The organism is Streptosporangium sp. NBC_01469, from assembly GCF_036227305.1.
Lineage (GTDB): Bacteria > Actinomycetota > Actinomycetes > Streptosporangiales > Streptosporangiaceae > Streptosporangium.
The window spans coordinates 4,019,196-4,033,463 of record NZ_CP109465.1 but is presented as its reverse complement, the minus strand read 5'-3'; the positions used below and the strand labels follow the sequence as shown (position 1 = coordinate 4,033,463).

The 14,268-nt window shown below is 69.9% G+C and carries 14 protein-coding genes; 4 read left to right on the top strand and 10 right to left on the bottom strand.

The window, feature by feature from the left end:
• Window positions 1-82 precede the first annotated feature (82 nt).
• The gene (locus tag OG587_RS18155) at window positions 83-1,594 is read left to right on the top strand and encodes a sodium:solute symporter family protein (protein ID WP_329091796.1); all 1,512 of its coding nucleotides are present in this window, start codon (window positions 83-85) and stop codon (window positions 1,592-1,594) included.
• Between the two features lie 172 nt (window positions 1,595-1,766).
• Here the strand turns inward: OG587_RS18155 and OG587_RS18150 are convergent, their stop codons facing one another.
• The 4 genes from OG587_RS18150 to kduI all read right to left on the bottom strand — a co-directional run bounded on the left by OG587_RS18150 (window position 1,767) and on the right by kduI (window position 4,386).
• Window positions 1,767-1,952 (bottom strand): tautomerase family protein, encoded by a 186-nt coding sequence (locus OG587_RS18150; protein ID WP_329091794.1) that lies wholly within the window; start codon window positions 1,950-1,952, stop codon window positions 1,767-1,769.
• Window positions 1,953-2,054: 102 nt separating this feature from the next.
• Window positions 2,055-2,819, bottom strand: a complete 765-nt coding sequence (locus OG587_RS18145; RefSeq protein WP_329091793.1) for an IclR family transcriptional regulator — start codon at window positions 2,817-2,819, stop codon at window positions 2,055-2,057.
• Window positions 2,820-2,836: 17 nt separating this feature from the next.
• Complete coding sequence (locus OG587_RS18140) at window positions 2,837-3,574, bottom strand: SDR family oxidoreductase (RefSeq protein ID WP_329091791.1); 738 nt, start codon at window positions 3,572-3,574, stop codon at window positions 2,837-2,839.
• Window positions 3,574-4,386 carry a 5-dehydro-4-deoxy-D-glucuronate isomerase gene (gene kduI / locus OG587_RS18135; RefSeq protein ID WP_329091788.1) on the bottom strand — a complete coding sequence of 271 codons (813 nt, stop codon included), beginning with the start codon at window positions 4,384-4,386 and terminating at the stop codon, window positions 3,574-3,576. Before kduI ends, OG587_RS18140 begins: the two co-directional genes overlap by 1 nt.
• Window positions 4,387-4,582: 196 nt before the next feature.
• On the opposite strand from kduI, the gene OG587_RS18130 reads away from it, so the two are divergent.
• Window positions 4,583-5,260 (top strand): hypothetical protein, encoded by a 678-nt coding sequence (locus tag OG587_RS18130; protein ID WP_329091786.1) that lies wholly within the window; start codon window positions 4,583-4,585, stop codon window positions 5,258-5,260.
• Between the two features lie 248 nt (window positions 5,261-5,508).
• Here OG587_RS18130 and OG587_RS18125 read toward each other — a convergent pair whose 3' ends face one another.
• Window positions 5,509-7,194 carry a ribonuclease J gene (locus OG587_RS18125; protein WP_329091784.1) on the bottom strand — a complete coding sequence of 562 codons (1,686 nt, stop codon included), beginning with the start codon at window positions 7,192-7,194 and terminating at the stop codon, window positions 5,509-5,511.
• Window positions 7,195-7,358: 164 nt separating this feature from the next.
• The gene (gene dapA / locus OG587_RS18120) at window positions 7,359-8,285 is read right to left on the bottom strand and encodes a 4-hydroxy-tetrahydrodipicolinate synthase (RefSeq protein WP_329091782.1); all 927 of its coding nucleotides are present in this window, start codon (window positions 8,283-8,285) and stop codon (window positions 7,359-7,361) included.
• A gap of 570 nt (window positions 8,286-8,855) precedes the next feature.
• On the opposite strand from dapA, the gene OG587_RS18115 reads away from it, so the two are divergent.
• Together OG587_RS18115 and OG587_RS18110 are read left to right on the top strand one after the other, a co-directional pair.
• Window positions 8,856-9,578: a GntR family transcriptional regulator gene (locus OG587_RS18115; protein ID WP_329091780.1), complete on the top strand. Its 723-nt coding sequence runs from the start codon at window positions 8,856-8,858 to the stop codon at window positions 9,576-9,578.
• Between the two features lie 270 nt (window positions 9,579-9,848).
• Window positions 9,849-10,916 carry a glycerophosphodiester phosphodiesterase family protein gene (locus tag OG587_RS18110; RefSeq protein ID WP_329091778.1) on the top strand — a complete coding sequence of 356 codons (1,068 nt, stop codon included), beginning with the start codon at window positions 9,849-9,851 and terminating at the stop codon, window positions 10,914-10,916.
• A gap of 66 nt (window positions 10,917-10,982) precedes the next feature.
• Here the strand turns inward: OG587_RS18110 and OG587_RS18105 are convergent, their stop codons facing one another.
• The 4 genes from OG587_RS18105 to OG587_RS18090 all read right to left on the bottom strand — a co-directional run bounded on the left by OG587_RS18105 (window position 10,983) and on the right by OG587_RS18090 (window position 14,184).
• Window positions 10,983-11,459: a peroxiredoxin gene (locus OG587_RS18105; protein ID WP_329091776.1), complete on the bottom strand. Its 477-nt coding sequence runs from the start codon at window positions 11,457-11,459 to the stop codon at window positions 10,983-10,985.
• A 186-nt stretch (window positions 11,460-11,645) separates the two neighbouring features.
• A complete protein-coding gene (locus tag OG587_RS18100; RefSeq protein ID WP_329091774.1) occupies window positions 11,646-12,491 on the bottom strand; it encodes a YoaK family protein in 846 nt (281 codons plus the stop codon).
• A gap of 294 nt (window positions 12,492-12,785) precedes the next feature.
• Complete coding sequence (locus OG587_RS18095; protein WP_329091772.1) at window positions 12,786-13,682, bottom strand: hypothetical protein; 897 nt, start codon at window positions 13,680-13,682, stop codon at window positions 12,786-12,788.
• A gap of 1 nt (window position 13,683) precedes the next feature.
• Window positions 13,684-14,184: a SigE family RNA polymerase sigma factor gene (locus OG587_RS18090; RefSeq protein WP_329091770.1), complete on the bottom strand. Its 501-nt coding sequence runs from the start codon at window positions 14,182-14,184 to the stop codon at window positions 13,684-13,686.
• Between the last annotated feature and the right edge of the window lie 84 nt (window positions 14,185-14,268).

The window sequence follows — 14,268 nt, the reverse complement described above, 5'->3', positions numbered from 1 at the left end:
GAAAGCGTATTCCATTCCGTGTATTGACATTGCGTTTCATGTAGTAGAACCTCCTCACCAACAGGGCGTTGGGAGGAGACACATGTCCGCACTCGACTGGTCCGTTCTGGGCGCGTACTTCCTTGTCATGATCGGTATCGGCGTGTGGTCGAAGCGCCGCATCAAGACCGTGATCGACTTCTTCACCGCGGGGGGCCGTATCCCCTGGTGGCTGTCCGGCATCTCCCACCACATGTCGGGATACAGCGCGGTCATGTTCGTGGCGTTCGCGGCCGTGGCCTACAACTACGGGCTCGCGATGTACGTCTGGTGGGCACTGACGATCGGCATCGGGATCGGCATCGGCGCCTTCGTCTGGGCGGCCCGCTGGAACCGGCTCCGTTCCAAGCACGGCGTGATCTCCCCGCTGGAATACCTCGCCCGGCGCTACAACCTGCCGACCCAGCAGGTGCTGGCCTACAGCGGCGCGCTGCTGAAGGTCGTGGACATCGCGGCCAAATGGGTGGCGATCGCCATCCTGCTCAAGGGCTTCGCGGGCATCCCGATCCAGTGGGGCATCCTGGTCACCGGGGCCGTCACGCTGGTCTACATCACCGCCGGAGGGCTGTGGGCGGACGTGCTCACCGACTTCGGGCAGTTCGTCATCCAGGGCGTCGCGGGCATCGCCATGTTCGTCGCGATCATGATTCAGCTGGACGGCGTCGCCACGCTGTGGACCATGTGGGACAAACTGCCCCCCGGCCACGGCGACCCGTTCGCCGGGCCGTACACCACGACGTTCTTCCTCGCGCTGCTCTTCATCAAGACCTTCGAGTACAACGGCGGCATGTGGAACCTGGCCCAGCGCTACATGGCCTCCCCCTCGGGCTCGGCCGCGAAGCGTTCGGCGCTGCTGTCCAGCGCGCTGTGGCTGGTCTGGCCGCTGATCCTGTTCATCCCGATGTTCGCCGCGCCGCTCATCGTGCCGGGCCTGGCCAACGCCGAGGAGGCGTACGTGCGGCTGGCCCAGACCCTGCTGCCGCAGGGGGTGATCGGGCTGGTGCTCGCGGGCTTCTTCTCGCACACCATGGCCATGGTCGCCTCCGACGCCAACGTGATCTCCTCGGTCATCACCAGGGACATCGCCCCGGTGATCGTCCGCAGGGTGCGCGAGCTGTCGGCGCGGGCCGAGTTGACCTTCGCCCGGGTGACCACGTTCACCTTCGTCCTGGTCAGCATGGCGATCGCGATCTCGACCGAGGGCCAGGGCGTCGTACTGAAGATCGTCGTCGACCTGGTCGCGGCGACGATGGGGCCGATCTCGATCCCGCTGATGCTGGGCATGCTGCCGTGGTTCCGGCGGAGCGGCCCCACCGCGGCCATCGTCTCCTGGGCCGCCGGGCTGGGCGTCTGGGCGTACGTCAAGTGGATCATCGAGTCCAAGGACACCGCGATGGTCGTCGGCGTGCCGCTGGTCACCTCACTCGTCCTGTACGTGGCGATCGGACTGCTGAAGCCGGAGAACCGCGAGGACCGCGACGTGCTCATCGACTCCCTGTCCAGCGACCCCGCCTCCACCGACCCGGAGCAGCGGCGGGCCGGAGCGGTCGGCTGACCGCCGCCCTCCCCGCGGCCCTCCGGCCTCCGGAGCGGTCGCGTGGCCGTCCCCGGGCGTGGCGGGCTCCAGGACCCGCCCGCCCGGGGACATGCTCCTTCCACCGGGAGGGGGAGGGAAACACGCGGACCGGGAATCCGGCCGGTCCCGGGCGGGGCGGACTCCCGGTGGACTACTTGTCGGACTCCAGGACGCCGCCGTTGGCCACGTCCGACTTCTCGATCTCGGTGAAGACGACGCGCACCGACTCGCGACGCGCCTTCAGGATGTCCACGGCCGCCTCGGTCAGCGCGGCCACGAACTCGCGGCGCTGGTCGAGGGTCCTGCCGGACAGGAGTTCCACGGTGATGTTCGGCATGTCGAATCCTCCAGGCTCAGGTTATTGCATAACATGAGACCACATTCCATTACATGGAACAACGGGTAGCCCTGACCGGACGCGGACCAGGAGGCGGGCGGATCAGCCGTTGAGCACCGGGGCGGGGGCGCCGAGGGCGGCGGAGACGTCGCGGGCCGCGGATACGACCTCGGGCGCGAACCGCTCCAGGTCCTCGCGGCCCATGTCCATCGCGAGAGCGGAGATGGAGATGCCGCCGAGCACCTGGCCGGTGTGGTCGAAGACCGGGGCGCCGACGCAGAGGATGCCGGGCAGGTTCTCCTCGTTGTCGAGCGCGTAGCCGCGGGACCGTACCAACGCCAGGTCGGCCAGCAGGTCCTCCGGCGTCGCCAGCGTGGTGGGGGTCGGGGCCGGCATGCCCGTACGGGCGCAGATGGCGCGAACCTCGTCGGCGCCGAGCTGGGCCAGGACCGCCTTGCCGATCGCGGTGCAGTGCAGGCGCAGGCTCATGCCGACGCGCGAGGGCATCTGGTACGGCCGCCGGCCCTCCAGCTTGTCGACGTAGACCGCCTCGTCCCCGCTGCGGATCGCGAAGTGCGTGGTGTAGCCGATCCGCTCGTGCAGCGCGTTGAGCGCGCCGGAGGCCTGGCGGGCCGGGTCGAAGCGGCTCATGACCCGGCCGGCCAGCGTGAGGATCCGCGGCCCCGGCTCGTAGCCGCCGCGGCCGTCGGCCCGCGCGAACCCCCACTCGACGAGCGACTGGAGGATGCGATGGACGGTCGACTTGGACACGCCCGTCGCGGCGGCTATGTCGGTCACGCGGTGGTGCTCGGCGATCGCCTCCAGCACCGCCAGCGCCTTGTCGATGGAACTGCCTTCCCTGACCACGATCGTGAGCCTACTGGTCAGCGCGCCAACCAGCCTCCGTCGACCGCCAGCAGGTGCCCGTTGACGTAGTCGGAGGCGCCGGACGCCAGGAAGACGGCGGCGCCCACGAGGTCCTCGGGGGTGCCCCAGCGCCCGGCGGGGATGCGGCCCCTGATCTCGGCCTCCCGCTCGGGGTCGTCCCAGAGCCGCTCGGTGTTGCCGGTCCTGATGTAGCCGGGGGCGATCGCGTTGACCTGCACCCCCGAGCCCGCCCACTCGCAGGCCAGCGCCCGCGTGAGCCCGGCGACGCCGTGCTTGGCCGCGGTGTAGCCGACGACGTTGACGCCCCCCTGGAAGGACAGCATGGAGGCGATCATGATGATCTTCCCGGAGCCCCGGGCGAGCATCCGCGTCCCGAGAACCTGGCTGAGTAGGAAGACCGCGTCCAGGTTGACGTCGAGCACCTCGCGGAAGGACTCGTGGGGGTGCTCGGCGGCCGGGGCCCTGCGGATGATCCCGGCGTTGTTGACCAGCACGTCGACCGGCCCCAGGCGCCCGGCCGCCTCGGGGACGTCCCGGGGGTCCGACAGGTCCAGGATCCAGCGGGTGGCCCGCCTGCCGGTCCTGCGGACCTCGGCCTCGACGTCGTCCAGGTCGTCGTCGCGGCCGTGCAGCACGATGTCGGCCCCCGCCGCCGCCAGGCCCACGGCCAGGGCCCGGCCGATCCCGGTCCGCGCGCCGGTGACGAGCGCGGTCCTGCCCTCCAGCGAGAACATCAGCGCAGCTCGCCGATCTCGACCTGCTCCATGTCCTCGAAGGCCTGGTTCTCCCCGCCCATGGCCCAGACGAAGGAGTAATTCCTGGTGCCGAAGCCGCAGTGCACCGACCAGGGCGGGGAGACGACCGCCTGCCGGTCGGCGACGACGAGGTTGCGCGTCTCGTCTGGCCGTCCCATCAGGTGGATCACCCGTTCGCCGGGCGGCAGGTCGAAGTAGAGGTAGACCTCGGTCCTGCGCTCGTGGGTGTGACAGGGCATGGTGTTCCACATGCTGCCGGGCTCCAGCACGGTCACGCCGAGCACGAGCTGGCAGCTCTGGACGCCCTTGGCGTGGATGTACTTGTAGATCGTCCGGTCGTTGGAACCGTCCCGGCCGCCCAGCCGCACGGGCTCGGCGTCCTCCAGGGTCGCGGCGGTCGTCGGCAGGGCGGCGTGCGCGGGAGTGGAGACCAGGTAGAACGCGCCCCCCTCGAAGACCACCTCGCGGGCCCCTCGTCCGACGTAGAGGCACTCCTTGGGGGCCAGGCGGTACGCGGTGCCGTCGACGGTCACCGTGCCGGGCTCGCCGATGTTGACCACGCCGAGCTCGCGGCGCTCCAGGAAGTACTCCGACCTGAGCGGGTCGGGACAGTGCAGTCTCAGTGGCCCGTCGTCCGGCAGGGCCCCGCCGACCACGATGCGGTCCTCGTGGGAGTAGAGCAGGCGGACCTCTCCGGGCACGAAGAGCTGCTCCACCAGGAACCGGCGGCGCAGCCAGTCGGTGGTCGCCCCGGTGAGCTGGTCGGGTGCCGTGGCGTGCCGTACCTCCATCGACCCTCCATTGTTCTATTACATGGAATTAGAAGCTGCTACATAGAACACTGTGAGCATACAACGACCCCCTTCCCCGCGCACTCACCGCGATTCCCCGGGCACCGGCGCCCGGAAAACGATCCCCGAGGTGAGAACTTTCCCGGCCGTACCCGGGTCTCAACAGGAGATCGCCACCGACAGATGGGAAAGACCGATGACGACTGGCACGGCACGGACGACGATCCGGCTGGCGGCGGCGGGCACGGCCGCGGGCCTGGTCCTCGCGACCGCCTTCGCGGGCGGCACCGCCCTCGCCGAGACGGGAGGGGCCGGCGCGAGGATCCCGAAGAACTTCCTCCTGCACGAGCCCCAGGCCCGCAAGCCGGTGAGATATCCGGAGGAGGAGAAGTGGACCATCAGCCAGAGGCTGGGAGGGAATCTGGAGATCAACCCGTGTGACCTGCGCCGCCCCGCCGATCGCGACCGGGTGGCCATGCGGACCGTCGTCTACCAGGCCCCCGAGCACCGCTCCGGCGAGCAACTGGTGATCTACCGCTCCACGGCCGCCGCGCGCAGGGCGCTGGCCGGGCTCCTCGGGCAGGTCGAGAGGTGCGCGCGCGTCAAGTACGAGGGCACGGTCTTCAGGAGCTGGGCCGAACCCGTCCGCGCCGGAGACCGGGCCGTGCGGATCGCCGGCCAGAGCTACGACGCCAAGGGCGCGCGTCCCGCCATCGGCGGGCACCGGGCCGTCGTCGTGCGCGAGGGCCGGGCCGTGGCGATCTACCTGCTGGCGGGCGAGTACGGCAGGGTGCGCGACTCCGACTTCACCCGTCAGCTGAAGAACGCCAGGAGGATGGCGGTCAAGATCTGCTCCCTGCCCGGCGTCTGCTGACCCGTCGCGGGGAAAACCGGCGTCCGCCGATCCGTCGCGGGAGAAGCCGTGTCCGCCGGATCACCGCGGGAGAAGCCGCGTCCGCCGGCCACCGCGGGAAAGGCCGCGTTCGCCGGCCCACCGCGGGGGAAAGCGAGGAATATCGATGCCCGCGCCCGTACGGCGACGGGCGCGGCGGGGGGGCCGCCCCGATCGGGCGGCCCGATGGTCCGTACGGCGGCCGGTGAGACCGCCGTACGGTGCGGGGGTCAGACCTCGACCACCACGGGGATGATCATCGGACGGCGACGGTAGGTGTCGCTCACCCAGCGCCCCACGGTCCTGCGGACCACGCGGCGGACCTGCTGGATGTCCACCACCCCGTCGGCCGCGTTCTCCTGAAGGGCCCTCTCGACCTGCGGCAGGATGTCGTCGAACATGGCCGGGTCGATGCCGGATCCCCTGGCGTGGATCTCCGGGCCCCCGGCGAGCTTGCCGGTGGCGGTGTCGACCACGATGACGATGGAGATGAAGCCCTCCTCGCCCAGGATGCGGCGGTCCTTCAGCGCGAAGTCGGTGACGTCGCCCACCGAGGTGCCGTCCACGTAGACGTAACCGGCGGGAACCGCGCCCACGATCTTGGCCCGGCCGTCGATCAGGTCCACCACGACGCCGTCCTCGGCGATCACGATGTGGTCGTCGGGCACCCCGGTCAGCGCGGCGAGCTTGGCGTGCGCCCGCAGGTGGCGCCATTCGCCGTGCACCGGCATGAAGTTGGACGGCCGCGTCAGGTTGAGCACGTACAGCAGCTCACCCGCGGCGGCGTGCCCGGAGACGTGCACCTTCGCGTTGCCCTTGTGCACCACGCGGGCGCCCCAGCGCGACAGCCCGTTGATCACGTTGTTGACCGCGGTCTCGTTGCCCGGCACCAGTGAGGAGGCCAGCAGGACCGTGTCGCCCTCGGCGATCCGGATCGGGTGGTCGCGGTTGGCCATCCGCGACAGCGCCGCCATCGGCTCGCCCTGGGACCCGGTGCAGATCAGCACCACGTCCTCCGGCGGCCAGCCCTCGATCTCCTTGGCGTCGACGATCAGGCCGGGCGAGACCCTCAGGTAGCCCAGGTCGCGGGCGACGCCCATGTTGCGCACCATCGAACGGCCGACCAGCGCGACCTTGCGGCCGTGCTTCTCCGCCGAGTCGATGACCTGCTGGACGCGGTGGATGTGGGAGGCGAAGCTCGCCACGATCACGCGCTTTTCCGCGGTGCGGATGACCTCGTCGATGACCGGCGCGATCTCCCGCTCGCTGGTGACGAAGCCCGGCACCTCGGCGTTGGTCGAGTCGGACATCAGCAGGTCGACGCCCTCGGCGCCGAGCCTGGCGAACCCGCCCAGGTCGGTCAGCCGCCCGTCGCTGGGCAGCTGGTCCATCCGGAAGTCGCCGGTGTGCAGGACGATGCCCGCGGGCGTCCTGATCGCGACGGCCAGCGCGTCGGGGATGGAGTGGTTGACGGCGAGGAACTCGCACTCGAACGGCCCGAACCTGTGCCGCTCGCCCTCCACGACCTCACGCTTGTTCGGCTGGATGCGGTGCTCGGTGAGCTTGGCCTCGATCAGCGCCAGCGTCAGCCTGGATCCCACGATCGGGATGTCGCGGCGTTCGCGCAGCAGGTAGGGCACGGCACCGATGTGGTCCTCGTGCGCGTGGGTCAGGACCACGGCCTCGATGTCGTCCAGGCGGCCCCGGATGTATTCGAAGTCGGGCAGGATCAGGTCGATGCCGGGCTGGTCGGGCTCGGGGAAAAGTACCCCGCAGTCGACGATCAGCAACCGGCCTTCGTACTCGAACACGGCCATGTTGCGGCCGATCTCGCCGAGACCGCCCAGCGCGACGATGCGCAGGGCACCGTCGGGCAGCGCGGGCGGCAGCCCGAGTTCGGGATGGGGGTGACTCATCCGGCCACACCTCTCTCAGAGGTCTCACATGCGACGGAGGTCCCCGCGAGCAGCAGGACTACTCCCTCGCCGAGCACTCCGTCCCCCAGCGGACCGTTGTGTCTTCTTTCTCGCAAACTCTCGTTCCTCCCGGATGCGGCCGGTGAAGGCCGCGGTGTTTTATCTCATGTCACAACTTCGTCGGACAGCTTCACACCGCCCGCGATCAAGTCTTCGCGCAGCCTGGCGAGCTGCTCCCGGGTCGCCTCCACCAGGGGCGGCCGCATCGGTCCCGCGGGCTTCCCGACCAGGGACAACGCCGCCTTCGCCATGATCGCGCCACCGGCCTGCATCATGATCGCGGAGACCACGGGCAGCAGCCTGCGGTGGATGGCGAGCGCGCCCTCGACGTTCCCCGAGCGGTGCGCCTCGATCATCGTGGCGATCTCCGCGCCCACGACGTGGCCGATCACGCTGACGCACCCCACGGCCCCCACCGACAGCCACGGCAGGTTGAGCGTGTCGTCACCCGAGTAGTAGGCCAGGCCGGTGGACGCGATGATCTGCGACCCCTCGAACAGGTCGGCCTTGGCGTCCTTCACCGCGACGATCCGCTCGTGCCGGGCGAGCCGCACCAGCGTCTCACTCCGGATCGGCACGCCGCTTCGGCCGGGGATGTCGTAGAGCATGGCCGGCAGGGCCGTCGCGTCCGCCACCGTGGTGAAGTGGCGGTAGATCCCCTCCTGGGGGGGCTTGCTGTAGTACGGCGTCACCAGCAGGAGACCGTGGGCCCCGGCGCGCTCGGCGGCCCTGGCCAGCTCGACACTGTGGCGGGTGTCGTTGGTCCCGGCTCCGGCGACGACCGCGGCGCGGTCGCCGACCGCCTCGACGACGGTGCGCAGGAGGCGCTCCTTCTCGTCGTCGGTGGTCGTCGGGGACTCCCCCGTCGTGCCGCTCACGACGAGGCCGTCGTTACGCTGCTCGTCCACCAGGTAGGTGGCGAGTCGCGCCGCTGTCTCGTAGTCGACCTCTCCGTCACTCGTGAACGGTGTGACCATCGCGGTCAGCATGCGGCCGAAGGGGGCGTCGGAGGTTCCAGTTGGCGCTGCCATAGACCGAACGCTACCTGGATCCGCTGAAACGGTGGACCCCGCCACCCCGCCTAACCTCCGTCCACCGATGGGCCCAAGAGCGAACATCCCCCCGAGGTGCCCGCTGCACACCGTACACGCGGATATACACCACCGCGGCGACGGACCCCGCCGGGCACCGTGTCGTACGGGGGCGGAACGCCGGGTGGAGGGGGCGTCCCGGGCGGCGGGACGGTCGGAACGGCCGGGACGGATCCGGCCGGTCGCCGTGGGAGAGATGGGCCAGGAACCGGCACTCGTGCGCCTAGCGCCCGGTTACGTGAAATAACGAGAACTTTGTCCGCTTTGGCGGCGGCGAGGACTTCCTTGAACGAGAAAGAGGCCGCCGATATGTGCTCGGGGGTACACACATCGACGACCTCTACCGTTGAATCGGTGGTCCTTACGCGGGCGTTACAGGGTCTCTGAGATATTTTTGGACACTTCTGGGTGCGGCGGTAAAGTTGGAGCTCCAAATCGGAGCCATTACCCTGCGTTGTGCATTGAATACGACAGGATGGGACAACGCCCCAGACCCCCAGGGATGGACACGTGGCAAGCTCCGATCCTGTCTACCTGCGCGTCGTCGCCGACATCCGGCGCCAGATCGTCGACGGCTCCCTCTCCCCCGGCGCCCCGATCCCCTCACGCGCCCAGCTGACCAGAAAGTACGGCGTGGGCGAGACCGCCGCCCGGCACGCGCTGCGCGTGCTCGCCGCCGAGGGCCTGATCGTCGGCCGCGTCGGCTCGGGCCACTACGTACGGGAGCAGCCGGTGCTGCTCCCCCTGCACCGATGGCGTTTCCACGACCACCACGCCCCGTTCGGCGCCGACATCCAGTCGCAGGGCACCCGGGCCACCTGGGACTGGCGGGCCGAGCCCGCCGACGCCACCCCCGACATCGCCCACCGCCTCCGGCTGGACGAGTCGGCCCCGGTCACCCGCACCCACTACGTCTTCCGCGGCGACGGCAAACCGATCCAGCTCGCCACCTCCTACGAGCCCGCCGAGTTCGGCGAGACCGCCGAGGAGAGCCCCCGGGGTCTGATCGCCCGCCTGTCGGCCATCGGCGTCAAGGTCACCGAGATCGTCGAGCAGGTCTACACCCGCGTCCCGCAACCGGCCGAGAGCGACGCCCTCGCCCTGCCCGGGGGTGTCCAGGTCCTGCACGTCGAGCGCACCCACTGGGCCGGAGACCGCCCGGTGGAGACCAGCGACATCGTCATCCCCGGCGACCGCTTCCGCCTCGTCTACGCCCACCCCCTGCACCCCTGACACCCCGGCCCGAAGGCCGGCGCGGCAGCGAGGGCGTTTCCGCGCGACCGGGGGCGGGTCCTCACCGTCCCGTATCGCAGCACCCGCGTGTCGCCCGTCGTGGCAGCCCCGGAAGCCGGAAGGACCTCCGCCGACCTGCGATGCCGCGCCGGGCAGGGAAGCGGTCACAAAGCTTTAAAGCTCCCTTCAGTCCCAATATCCCCTCTGGCCGCACATGTGGCTGACCATGATCCGGTCAGCTGATGGATCAGCCACGAAGAGGGACAACAGATGCGTAGATGGCGTGCGGCCACAGTGATCGCAACGATCGGTGTCGCGGTGGGGGCGCTGTCCGGGACGGCGACCGCCGACGGAGACGGCGATCGCGACAGGCACCACCGTCGCACCTTCGACCTGCAGGCCCACCGGGGTGGGCTGGGGTTGGTCGTGGAGAGCACTCTCGCCTCGTTCGCCAACGGGCTGGAGGTCGGGGTCAGCACGCTCGAACTCGACGTGCAGATCACCGAGGACGGCAGGGCGGTCGTGACCCATGACCGGCAGATCAACGGCAGGAAGTGCCGGGACACCGCCCCCGCGTTCGACGGCGACCCCGAGTTCCCCTATGTCGGCAAGTTCGTCAACACGCTGACCCTGGCGCAGGTCAGGACCATGGACTGCGGCAGCCAGACGCTGGCGGAGTTCCCCGGCCAGCGACCGGTCCCCGGAGCTCGGATGCCCCTGCTGAGCGAGGTGTTCGACCTGGTCAAGCGTTACCGCGCGCACGACGTCACGCTCAACGTCGAGACCAAGGTCGAGGCCGGGGCGCCGCATCAGACGGCCCCCAGGGAGCAGTTCGTCCAGGTCACCGCGGCCGAGATCCGCAAAGCCGGGATGCGGCGCCAGGTCACCGTCCAGAGCTTCGACTGGGGCGCCCTGATGCGGATGCGCCAGGTCGACCGGAGGCTGCCTCTCGTGGCCCTGACCAACCGGGACTTCCTCCAGACCGGACAGCCCGGCGCGTCCCCCTGGCTCGGCGGGATCGACATCGACGACTTCGGCGGCGACCCGCTCAAGGCGATCAAGTCCTTCGGCGCGACCGCCTTCTCCCCCGTGCACGGCACGCCGCAGAACGGGAAGGTCACCGACCCCGGCTACCAGCCCTACGTCACCAGGGAGATGGTCGACCAGGCGCACCGCCTCGGCATCAAGGTGATCCCGTGGACCGTCGACGACGAGCCGACGCTGAACAAGCTCATCGACGACGGCGTCGACGGCATCATCACCGACTACCCCGACCGCCTGCGGAAGGTGATGTCCGACCGCGGGTTCAAGCTTCCCCGGCCGTACTTCCCCAGGTAGTCCCCGGCCGGGGGCCCGCGCCGGTTTCGCGACGCCGTGGGAACAGGAGAAAGACGACTCCTGAGGTCAGGGGTGGGGGCGGGAGCGGAGGACTTCGAGGGCGCGGTCGGCGTGGGCCTCCATGGAGGTCTCGCTGTGGATCACTTCCAGAAGGCGGTGGTCCACGTCGATGACGAAGGTCATCCGGCGGGTGAGGAAGGGGCCCACCGCGACGGCGCGGCGGGCGCCGAGACGTCGGGCGACGGTGCCGTCAGGGTCGGAGAGCAGGGGATAACCCAGCTGGTTGGCCTGGGCGAACCTCGCCTGCCGGTCGACCTGGTCGCGGCTGATCCCGATCCTGGTCGCCCCCTCGGCGGCGAAGTCGGCCGCCAGGTCGCGGAAGTGGCAGCTCTCGGCCGTGCATCCGGAGGTCATGGCCGCCGGATAGAAGAAGAGCACCACCGGCCCCTTGGCCAGGAACTCGCTGAGCCGCCTCGGCGTGCCCGTCTCGTCGAGGAGCTCGAAGTCCTCGATCACATCTCCCACCGCGAGGCTCACGCCCACGAGTCATCTCCTTACGTCGTCGGAGGATCTCCGCTCGCCCCGGCCGTCGTGATCGGCGAGACTGGGAGTCGGAGTCCCAACCTCATTTCTAAGCGATTCACCGGCCGAGTGACAGGCCCCCTGCCGCCCCACCCTGGAATATCCGTTCTCGTCCTCCGGAAACCCCGCGAATCACCGCCGGGCCCCTCAGCCGTCACTCCGGCCCGGTCGTCCTCGGCGTCCCCCTCGAGCGTACGGGCGCACGACGACGAGCGCGAGAAGTGTGAAGACCGGGGCGACCACACCGGCCCAGGGCGGCGCGAAGCGCAGGAGCAGGGACGCGCAGAGGGCACCGAGGACGAGCGCGACGACGATGGCGGCACGACGCCGGTTGTCGGCGGACCAGCCCGACGCCGAGGTCTCGAACAGCGCGGTGAGGGTACCCGTGACGAACGTCGCCGTGATGCCGGCGAGGTTGACGCGACGGGCCGCCGCGGCCTGCATGCCCATGGCGCAGGATCCCGCCCCGATCAGCGCGAGAATCACGGCCGGGCCGGGTGCGCCCCCGCTGAACGCCCAGCCGGCGAGAAAGGCGACCTGGAGGGCCAGGCCGGCCCGCAGGAGCCTGATGACGGCCAACGGCCACCACGCGTTCCCTCGGTGACGCCCGGGCATCTTGAAGCCGATGAGAAGCCCCGCGCAGAACCCCGCGCAGGCGAGTCCGGAACGCAGCGCGTGGAGCACCCAGTCCTCGCGGCCGGCGAGGGCGAAGAGGATGAGGTTTCCGGTCATGTTCGCGGTGAAGACACCGCCGAGCCCGAGGAAGGCGATCGCGTCCATCGCCCCCGCCGCCAGCGTCAGCAGCACGAGAGCGACATGGCTTCGCCGCTGGACGGACCCCGTCTCGGGGACCCGCACGGGAACGGGCTCGGCACCGGAGGCGGGAGCCGGAGCGAGCGCGGGGGGCGGACCAGGTGTGGGAGCCGGATCGGAGGCGGGCGCGGGAGGTGGGCCGACGGGCACCGAGGGGTCTTCGCCCTCAGGGCGGGTCATGGGGTTGATCGGCCATCTGCCGTCCTCCGTGGTCATGCGATTGCGCGCATGGTGGATTTTCCCAGCTTGAAGCGGTTTCACCCGGCTTCCCGCCTCCGGAGGCGGCCGTCGCGACACGTCGGCTCGGGAAGCGCGATGAACTTCCGGCTCCACGGGGTCCGATCCCCCGATCGATCACGATGTTGCGGCGTCCCCTCGAACGCGCCCTGTCCCCGCGGAGCCCAACTGCCCAACTGTGCCTGACGCGCTCAGGTCACGTTTCGATCCGCCGGAGGCGACTCGCCGCAGTGGCCGTCAGTCCCCGGGGGTGGGCCGGTGGGCGGGCCCCCTCCACATGTAGTTGACGCCCTTCTCCTGGCCGACGACCCGGCCCGCCTCGTCGTAGGCGGTCACGGTGGCCAGGGGGGTGTCGACGACTTCCAGGGGTTCGCCGTTCGCGTCAACGCGCCCCCCGGGATCCGGGACCGGTTTCGTGAGCATCCGCCCGATGAAGAAACCGTTGGCCACCTGCGCGTCGACGCGCCGCCTGCCTGCCCAGTCGATCTCCACTCGCCGCACGTCAGGAGTGACACGCCCGACGACAACCAGGTAGTTGTCATCCCTTTGCTCGCGTTCCGGCCCCACCGCGTACGAGTGAGTTTGCCCCTCGTAGGCGTCCACGTTGAGGTCGCCGGAGAAGCCGGTCAGGTCCCCGGGGGGGTTGTAGCCCCAGTAGGTGAACACCGCGCGCCCCGCGAACTCCTTCTGCGTGGTCGGCGTGCACAGGACGAAGCCGGCGGTGCTGCCGACCAGCGCGGTGGATCCTCCCCTGTCGCGGTACTCCACCAGTACGCGGAAGTCCTCGGCCCTGCCGTGTTCGGGGATTCGCCGATTGCCGTCCATGTTGTGCACCGGCCCGCCCGTGGGCATGCACTCGCGTACCGCCCGCAGCTGCTCGGGAGTGTTCCGCGGCAGTCCGGCGACCTTCGCGGCGATGTTCCGGCCTTCGGGAAATCCGGAAGAAGAGCCCACGACGAAGACACCGGCCACGGAGGCCGCGGCGACCGCCAGTCCGGCGAGCGACCACGACAGGCGGCGGCGCCTTGAGGCTCCGGCGGCTGCCCGGGAGGCGTAGGCGAGGGCGTCGACCGGCCGGGCCTCGCCCGCCATCAGCCTCAGCTCCTCGGTGATCTTCTGCTCGTTGACGGTCATGTCAGGCCTCCAGGGTGACGGTTTCGCCGACCAGCTCGCGGAGCCGGACGATCGCCTGATGGGTCTGGCTGCGGACGGTTCCCACCGAGCAGCCCATGATCTTCGCGACCTCCGATTCGGAGAGGTCCTCGTAGTAGCGCAGCACCAGCACCGCGCGTTTGCGCACCGGCAGGGCACGCAGTGCCTGTTGCAGGGTGAGACGGTTCTCGATCTCGCCGACGCGGTCGCCGACCGCCTGGTCGGGGGGCGTCCGAACCACTCGTTCGCGGCCCCAGCGGGGACTTCGCCAGCGGCCGACCTGCTCGTGGTACATCACCCGCCGCACGTAGGCCTCGGGATTGCCGCGAATTCTCCGCCAGTGGCCGGTGGTCTTCATCAGCGCTGTCTGTAGCAGGTCCTCCGCGGCGTGCTGGTCGTTGGTCAGGACGTAGGCGAGCCTGATCAGGCTGTCCGATCGGCTGACCACGAATTCAGCGAATTCGCGTTGTTGATTGGGATGCAAGGCTCTCCTCGGGTCTCATCCGTTTAGATGCGACCGAGGCCGTGCATCTATGGCGTACTACCGCGACTGACTCTGCCGACCTTC